This is a genomic window from Propionivibrio sp. (assembly GCF_016790145.1).
Lineage (GTDB): Bacteria > Pseudomonadota > Gammaproteobacteria > Burkholderiales > Rhodocyclaceae > Propionivibrio.
This window is the reverse complement of sequence record NZ_JAEUOI010000172.1, coordinates 1-8424: the sequence shown is the minus strand read 5'-3', so window position 1 is coordinate 8424 and position 8424 is coordinate 1. Positions and strand designations below refer to the sequence as shown.

The window sequence follows — 8424 nt, the reverse complement described above, 5'->3', positions numbered from 1 at the left end:
ATTCTCCAGCGCTTTGGTCGTAATTTCGCGATAGAGGGCCATCATCCGTGCCGCCAGATCCTGATACTCGGGGTGGCGCACCAGCAGCGGCTTCAGTTCATTGCTATCGGCAAATACCCCTTCCAGAAATTCGATATCCAGGTCATCGAGAACACCGCCGTGATCGACCTTGGCTTTCAGATCGATCGCTCTGGGCAGTCGCTGCTGTTCCATACGCGCCACAATGACAGCGAGCACACCCGCATCCTTGGTCTCCTGCGATTGATTGGCCATTTACTTCACCCCCTTGGCCGGCTTTCCTGCCCTCACTGAAATCACGGTGGCCTCTTCAAAGGTGGCCTCGACCTGATCGCCAACGGCGATATCCTTCAGCATGGTTTTGTCCTTGACCTTCAGATCGAGCGTCCGCTGCGGGCCGCGCAGGCTGACCACTCCGGTTTTCTTGTTCACTGCCGTTACATCCGCGATAATGCGAACCGTCGTGGATTCACCACCCATCGGCTTTTGACCGGGCTGGGCACTGATCGTTTCGCCACTCTCAACCCGCTGACGCAACTCATGGCCGCCCTTCTTCAATTCAAGCGCAAGCGACTGAATGACGTTCATTGTCACGATATCGCCGACTTTCAATTGCGCAAAATTCTTGACTTCAGGCCCGGCCACAAATGACAGTTCCTTGCCGCTGCCGCCCTTGATCGTCACGCGCCGAGTGTCCTGGTCAATGGCGATGATGCGGCCTTGCATGACGACCGAATCAACGCTGCGCACCGCACCTTTCTCCTTGATGACGACCGAAGTACCGGTGGGCGCGATCTGCGCCAGGGACAGCGTCGGCAACGCTGCAAGAACGGCAACCAGAATCGAAAGCTTGTATTTCATGAACTACCTCCTGTGAAAAAATGTAAGACCACGACTCACTTGCCGCATTATGAACAGTCTCTCAATTCAAGTCACCGTTTTTGTAATACCCGCTGCCCTGGCCTGCCCGCCAAACTCCCGGCCCGGCCTGAAGCTCGAGCCTCTTCATGCAAATCGCCTGATGGGAATTATCGCCCTTCTTTATGGCGTTCCAAAGAACAGATAGAAGCTGGACGAGCCAGTGTCGGATCGTCCATAACCGAGATAAAACGGCCCGAGCGGCGTCTCGCCACCGAGATAGACGGCGGCTGAATTCATCCAGCCGCTGAGCTGCGTTTGCGTATAGGGTTTTCCGACCTTGCCGGTTTCAAGCGCCACCCCGGCGCGCAAATCACCGCGCAGACCGAGCGGGAACTGCCCGATGATCTTTTCGACACGAATGTTGCCGTAGCGAATATTGTCGCCGTTCAACTCCTGCAACGCAAACCCGGAGAGATTCAGGAATCCGCCAAGAGTAGCCGCGTCGTAGTACGGCAGTTGCCCGTTCAGCGATCCCTGATAACGGAGTTTCGAATTGATCACAAAATCGCCGATCGGATAGGCCGCCTCGACTTCTGCGCCTACCTTGCTGTAACCCGCTTTTGACGAATTGAAATAGGCCAGCTTTGAACTCCAGCCCCTGCTCGGAAAAAAGATCCGGTTCATCTGTTCAAAATCAAGCGCCAGGTATTCCCCGCCATACGACTCGTTGGTCCTGGCCGGAAAAATGGCGGAGGGAATCCCGGTCTCCAGGGTGGCTTCCTGCCAGATTTGACGCCAGCCGGCACGTACTTGGCCGAGCAGGCCGATGTTCATGCCGACGCCGGCCGAAACAAGCCCTTTGGTGCGCCAGTACTCGGCGACCTTGTCGTTATTCTGATAGAGGTTGAAGGGTCGCCCCTCATAGGACAGCTTAGACTCGAAGAAATAGCGCTGCTGCGCTTCCAGCGGCTGATAATAATCCAGCAGCAGCCCCGGCGAATTGCCGATTTCAGCCGCGACGATCAATTCTCCGCCCAGCGGGTTGAGCCAGGTCTTGTCGTAGGCGACACGCAGGCCATAGGTCGAGTCCTCCCTGAAGTTGCTTTCCAGACTGAGGCCGAAGCGCAGGTAATTGGGCCCCCAGATCTTTTCTGCCGGTAGCACGCGCAGGATATTGCGATCGCGGGTCGTCAGCACAGAGTAGTCGACACTGTCAAACCAGCCGTCGCCATAGATACGCAACATGTCCCGGTTGAGCGTCGTCTCGTCGAGCCGTTCGCCGGGCCGGGCCTCAATCTGCCGTTCGACCGCCGCCGGATTGACCACCTTCAGCCCGGCCACCTGAATTTCGTCGATGACGGGGGACTCGGTCCTGACGAAGGCGATCCGGTTTACCCAGGCGCTGTAAACCTCTTCGCTCACGGCCAGGGCTTGCAGGCGATCAGTTACGGCCAGCGCAGCTTCCCTGCCTCGATCGGCTGTTTCAGAACTCTTTACGAAATCGCCGGCGCTGATTCCTTCCAGATCGGGCTTGATGTAGATGTCGCTGGGCTTTAGCGTAGCCAGCGAGCGCGTCACGTTCTGCTCGGTCAGAATATTGACCATCTGCACCGAGACGCTGAGCAGCGAACCGACATCCTCGGCTTTCATCAGCGGTGAGCCGACGTTCACGGCGATCACGATGTCGGCCTGGCAATGATCGCGCACCACGTCGATCGGCACGTTGTCGACCAGCCCGCCATCGACCAGCTTGCGCCCCTGATAATCGACCGGCGACATCAGTCCGGGAACCGACATGCTGGCGCGCATGGCCTTGGTCAGGCTGCCGCTGCGAAAAACGACCTTGTCGCCGTTGCCGATATCGGTGGCGACGATCGACAGCGGCAGCGGCAAGGTTTCGATTTCGCGCTCGCCGAGATCGGAATTGACCAGCCGGTTGAAGAAAAGCTTGATCTTCTGCCCGGAGACCACTCCGCCCTGATAGGTCAGGCCCTCACTGTTAAAGCCGGTTTCCGTAGCCGGAAGAAAGCGTTTTGAAATGGCCTTGTTGCGGTAATTGACCTCGGAATATGGTGGGCTGTCAAGGAACATGTCGTTCCAGTCGGCCTTGGCCAACTCTCTGCGCATCTCGGCCGGCGACAGCCCGGCGGCGAAAGCGCCGGCAACCAGCCCGCCCATGCTGGTTCCGGCGACGCAATCGACAGGCACGCGCAGCTTCTCCAGCACCTCGAGCACGCCGATGTGCGCCGCACCGCGTGCGCCGCCACCACCGAGCACCAGGCCGATACGCGGTCGCGTGGTCTCGGCGGCATGGGTCAATGAAGCGGCGACAAAAAGGCCGGCAAGCACTAAGCTTCGTAAAACTGAACGGTCATTCATGAGAGCCCGTGTTTAATGAAGTCAATCATTGATGAATTATCCTTTTCCACGCGAACATGGGCGATCAACCTGACCGCCTGTGATCGCGCGACATCATAGCAGGTATGCATCGACTGAAAAATCGCAGGTTTCGGAGACTCTGCACTGGCCTTGGAACATGAGAGCCCGGGTCAAGGCAATCGACTTCATGCGCTTGATCGCGGCGCCGATGGTGGAATTCCAACAGGTTTAGTCGATCGAGGCCCTGGATCTGCACAGCCAACCGGACTGATCGACTTTGCCATCAGGCATGGCCTCGCTGTGCTCTGACCCTCCCGCTCACATCAACTCGAGCGCGCGCCAGCCCGCTCCGGGCCTCCCGACGAAGAAGCTCGAAGCTTCCCCGTCACACACCCCGTAATATCCCGAGGTCACAGCCCTCCGAATCGCGACTAATCTACACTTGAAGCGGGTAGCTGCCTGACAGGAATCAGGGTAAAAAGACAGGCTGTAGGTGGGAGGCGGGAAACCGTCTCTTACCCACTGTGTCAGGCCGTGAGTTGGCCGTTAAATGAAGAAGGTCGAGAACGACAAGCATGGGCAGAAAAGCATCCGCAGAGAGTGTCTGCCCGAATCTGGCACCGAGCCAGCAAAACGTAACGGGAGCAAATCAAGATGACCAAGACAACGAGCAAGAACACGAGCGACTCATCCGTCAAACCGGCGCCGAATGCGCTGCACTCGTTGACCTCAAGCGGCATCGCGGGCAAGGCCCTGCTCGCCGGCGGGCCGCTCGGCGAATACATGACCGATGCGCTACAACGCACCGTTCTGTTCTGGGACGTTCTGCGTCTGCGCAGCGAGCAATACTACGCGCAGAAGAACAAGGAAGTGCCGCACGTACTGAGCTTCGACGCCGAGCTGGTGCTCGACGCGCGTACCTTCGAACGGCCGGCCAATTACCTGCTGGTGCGCGTCAAGCCGCCGCACGGGGTAGTGATCGACCCGAAAAAACGTCCGTTCGTGGTCGTCGACCCGCGCGCCGGGCACGGACCGGGGATCGGCGGCTTCAAGGCCGACAGCGAACTCGGCATGGCCATGCGCGCCGGCCATGCCTCTTACTTTGTCGGCTTCACCCCCGACCCGATGCCCGGCCAGACCATCGAAGACATCATGCGCGCCGAAGCGCTGTTCCTGGAAAAGGTCATCGAACTCCACCCCGAGGCCGAGGGCAAGCCCTGCGTCATCGGCAACTGCCAGGCCGGCTGGGCGGTGATGATGGTGGCGGCCGTCCGGCCGGAACTGTTCGGGCCGATCATCATTCCCGGATCGCCGCTGTCCTATTGGGCCGGCGTCGAAGGGCAAAACCCGATGCGCTACACCGGCGGCGTGCTCGGCGGCAGTTGGCTGACCGCGCTGACCAGCGATCTGGGCGCCGGCAAGTTCAACGGCGGCTACCTGGTCGAAAACTTCGAGAAGCAGAATCCGGCCAATACCTATTGGACCAAGAACTACGATCTCTGGTCGAAGGTGGACAGCGAAGGGGCGCGTTTCCTCGAGTTCGAGAAATGGTGGGGCGGCCACGTCAATCTCAACGCCGAGGAAATTCAATGGATCGTCGATGAACTTTTCGTCGGCAACCGCCTTGCCACTGCCGAAATCCTCACCAGCGACGGCGTCCGTATCGACCTGCGCAACATCCGCTCGCCGATCGTCTGTTTCTGCTCCAGGGGCGACAACATCACCCCGCCGCAACAGGCTCTGGGTTGGATCGTCGATCTCTACGGCAAGGATGACGACATCCGCGCCTGCGGCCAGACCATCGTCTACGCGATCCACGAAAGCATCGGCCATCTCGGCATCTTTGTCGGCGGCGGAGTAGCCCGCAAGGAACATCAGGAATTCGAGTCCAATATCGATCTGATCGACGTGCTGCCGCCCGGTCTCTACGAGGCGGTGATGACCCCGAAAACCGCCGACGTCGCCAGTCCGGACCTGGTCACCGGCGACTGGATCGTGCGCTTCGAACCGCGCACCCTCGACGACGTTCGCGCCATCGTCCAGCCCAGTCCCGAAAACGAGCGCCGCTTCGCCGCCGCACGGCGGGTGTCGGAGATCAACCTCGGCCTGTATCGCACCCTGTTCCAGCCCTTTGTCCAGGCATTCATCAACGAACAGACGTCCCAATGGCTGCAAAAGCTCAACACCGCCGAACTGCCCTACCAGATCTTTTCCGAGCGCAACCCGCTGATGCAACAAATTGCCCGGCTCGCCGAGCAGGTGCGTGGGCAGCGCCAGCCGGTTTCGCCTGACAACCCCCTGCTTCAGGTGCAAGCCATGATTTCGGATCGAATCATCGCGGCGCTCGACGGCTATCGCGATCTGCGCGAGAGCAGCATGGAGCAGATTTTCCTGGCAATCTACAGCTCGCCGCTGCTGCAATCGCTGGTCGGACTCGATCCCTCGGACGAAACCCCGCGCCCGCGCCCTGGGAACGACCCCAAACGCGCTGCGTTCATCGAGCAGCGCATCGCCGAACTCAAGGCCCGGATCGCCGTGGGTGGCCCTCGTGAAGCGGCAATCCGCAGCCTGGTCTATATCGGCATGGCCGGGCCGGGAGTGGATGAGCGCGCGTTCAACGAACTGCGCCTGATTCGCGCCGAGCACGGCGGCCTGACCCTGGAGGAGTTCAAGCAGTTGCTGCGCGAGCAGTTCTTCTCCCTGCTGCTCGACCGCGACGGAGCGCTGGCCGCCATCCCGAAAATGTTACCGCCCGATCCGGCCGTCCGCACTCAATTGCTGGAGGCAATCCGCAGAACTGTCCACGCCATCGGCAAACCGAGTGGCGAACGCGCCGAGCGGCTGGCGCAGATTGAACATTTTTTCGCTGTCGCCAAGCCGGTCAAGCCTGTCAAGGCGGCCACCCCGGTCAAATCGGTCAAAGCGGCTGAACCGGTCAAAGCGGTCAAGCAGGTCAAACAGGATTCCGGCAAGCCCACCAAACCGGCATCGACACCAAGGAAAAAATGATGGAACGCAAACACGAGAAATACGAACGCCTGATCGCCCGCTGCAAGGCGCTGCCCCCGGTACCCACGGCCGTCGCGCACCCGTGCGACGAAAGCTCGCTGAGGGGCGCAGTGGAAGCCGCCGAAATGGGCATACTGCAACCAATCCTGGTCGGCCGGCACGACAAGATCGAAGCTGTCGCCGCAGAGTTCAAGCTTGACATCTCCCGCTACCAAGTGGTGGACGTGCCGCACAGCCACGCCGCCGCCGAGATGGCGGTACAACTGGCGCGCGAAGGCAAGGCCGAGATGCTGATGAAGGGCAGCCTGCACACCGACGAACTGATGGCCGCCGTGGTGCGTAGCGCGACCGGCCTGCGTACCGGGCGCCGCATCAGCCATGCCTTTATCATGGACGTGCCAAGCCTGGATCGGGTGATCGTCGTCACCGATGCGGCGATCAACATCTTCCCGACGCTGACCGACAAGATGCACATCATCCAGAATGCCATCGATCTCGTCACCGATCTGGGCTTTCCGAACCCCAAGGTGGCGATCCTGTCGGCGATGGAGACGGTCAACCCCGATGTGCCCTCGACGGTGGAAGCCGCTGCCCTGTGCAAGATGGCCGACCGCAAGCAGATCACCGGCGGCATCCTCGACGGCCCGCTGGCACTCGACAACGCCATCGATCTCACAGCGGCCGCCATCAAGAAGATCGATTCGCCGGTGGCCGGACAGGCCGACATCCTGGTGGTACCCGACCTGGAAGCCGGCAACATGCTGGCCAAGAGCCTGAGCTTCATGGCCGACGCCGACGCCGCCGGTATTGTACTCGGCGCCAGGGTGCCGATCATTCTTACCAGCCGTGCCGATTCGGTGATGACCCGGCTGGCCTCCTGCGCAGTGGCGGCGCTGGTCGCCCAGGCTCGGCGGGCGAGCGCCGGCAAGGCGGTGTCTTCATGAGCGACGCGATCCTGGTTCTCAATGCCGGTTCGTCGAGCATCAAGTTCTCGCTCTTCCTGGAAGGCGGCGAGTCGCTGGAATTACAATTCGGCGGGCAACTGGAGGGGCTGTACACGGCACCCCGCTTCAAGGCCAAAAATGCCACCGGTGCGGTCATCGGCGATAAACAGTGGGGCGAAGGCCAGGCGCTGGGTCACGCGGGCGCCATCGCCCACCTGGCCGACGTCCTGCGCGCGCAACTCGGCGAACACCGTCTGGCCGCCGTCGGACACCGCGTCGTGCATGGCGGCCTTGACTACGCCGCGCCGGTGCGCCTGACGGCCGAAATTGTCAAAGACCTGGAACGCTTTATCCCGCTGGCGCCGTTGCACCAGCCGCACAACCTGACACCGATCCGCCTGTTGCTGGCCAATCGCCCGGATCTGCCCCAGGTGGCCTGCTTCGACACCGCTTTCCATCGCCACCAGCCGGCGGTGGCCCAGGCCTTCGCGCTGCCACCCGCGATTACCGAGCGCGGCGTGCGCCGCTATGGCTTCCACGGCCTCTCCTACGAATATATCGCTTCCGTTCTGCCGCAGTTCGACTCCCACGCCGCACAGGGACGCACAGTAGTGCTGCATCTGGGCAACGGTGCCAGTATGTGCGCCATCCAAGAAGGTAACAGCGTATCCAGCACCATGGGCTTCACCGCCGTCGACGGGCTGCCGATGGGCACCCGTTGCGGCAACCTGGACCCCGGCGTCGTACTCTATCTGATCGATGAACTGAAGATGGATACCCGTGCAGTCGAGAAACTGCTCTACCAGCAGTCCGGGCTGCTCGGTGTCTCGGGCGTTTCCAGCGACATGCGTACCCTGCTTGACTCGACCGAGTCCAAGGCAAAATTCGCGGTTGAACTGTTTGTTTATCGTATCGGGCGCGAACTGGGCTCGCTCGCTGCGGCCCTCGGCGGACTCGACGCGCTGGTGTTCACCGGCGGTATCGGGGAACACGCGGTGCCGATCAGGGAGCGGGTCTGCAAGGCCGCTACCTGGCTCGGCGTAGATCTCGACCCGCTCGCCAACACCGCCGGTGGTCCGCGCATCAGCACTGCAGGTAGCCGAATTTCAGTCTGGACGATCCCGACCAACGAGGAATTGATGATCGCCCGCCATACCCTCAGCATACTCAACAGCATTCATTAAGGAGAACCGCATCATGAGCTTTGAATCCG

At 60.8% G+C, this 8424-nt stretch carries 6 protein-coding genes; 3 read left to right on the top strand and 3 right to left on the bottom strand.

Annotated elements, in window-relative coordinates:
- From JNM42_RS14225 to JNM42_RS14215, 3 genes are all read right to left on the bottom strand, one after another.
- Positions 1-273: hypothetical protein (locus JNM42_RS14225; RefSeq protein WP_294271339.1), on the bottom strand; the 273-nt coding region annotated here is incomplete at its 3' end.
- Positions 274-879, bottom strand: a complete 606-nt coding sequence (locus tag JNM42_RS14220; RefSeq protein ID WP_294271336.1) for a copper-binding protein — start codon at positions 877-879, stop codon at positions 274-276. It lies immediately after the preceding gene.
- 180 nt (positions 880-1059) lie between these two features.
- Positions 1060-3228, bottom strand: a complete 2169-nt coding sequence (locus JNM42_RS14215) for a patatin-like phospholipase family protein (protein WP_294271333.1) — start codon at positions 3226-3228, stop codon at positions 1060-1062.
- Positions 3229-3912: 684 nt separating this feature from the next.
- Here JNM42_RS14215 and JNM42_RS14210 point away from each other — a divergent pair.
- The 3 genes from JNM42_RS14210 to JNM42_RS14200 are packed head-to-tail and all read left to right on the top strand — an operon-like array spanning position 3913 to position 8395.
- Positions 3913-6267: a DUF3141 domain-containing protein gene (locus tag JNM42_RS14210; RefSeq protein WP_294271330.1), complete on the top strand. Its 2355-nt coding sequence runs from the start codon at positions 3913-3915 to the stop codon at positions 6265-6267.
- The gene (locus tag JNM42_RS14205; RefSeq protein WP_366504452.1) at positions 6264-7211 is read left to right on the top strand and encodes a phosphate acetyltransferase; all 948 of its coding nucleotides are present in this window, start codon (positions 6264-6266) and stop codon (positions 7209-7211) included. Before JNM42_RS14210 ends, JNM42_RS14205 begins: the two co-directional genes overlap by 4 nt.
- Positions 7208-8395 (top strand): acetate/propionate family kinase, encoded by a 1188-nt coding sequence (locus tag JNM42_RS14200; RefSeq protein ID WP_294271327.1) that lies wholly within the window; start codon positions 7208-7210, stop codon positions 8393-8395. The genes JNM42_RS14205 and JNM42_RS14200 overlap by 4 nt, the downstream gene beginning before the upstream one ends.
- Positions 8396-8424 lie beyond the last annotated feature (29 nt).

What these genes read in the sequence shown, in the direction of transcription:
- JNM42_RS14205 (WP_366504452.1), top strand. Translation starts at nt 6,264, where the DNA reads ATGATGGAACGCAAACACGAGAAATACGAACGCCTGATCGCCCGCTGC.
- JNM42_RS14220 (WP_294271336.1), bottom strand. Translation starts at nt 879, where the DNA reads ATGAAATACAAGCTTTCGATTCTGGTTGCCGTTCTTGCAGCGTTGCCG.
- JNM42_RS14200 (WP_294271327.1), top strand. Translation starts at nt 7,208, where the DNA reads ATGAGCGACGCGATCCTGGTTCTCAATGCCGGTTCGTCGAGCATCAAG.
- JNM42_RS14210 (WP_294271330.1), top strand. Translation starts at nt 3,913, where the DNA reads ATGACCAAGACAACGAGCAAGAACACGAGCGACTCATCCGTCAAACCG.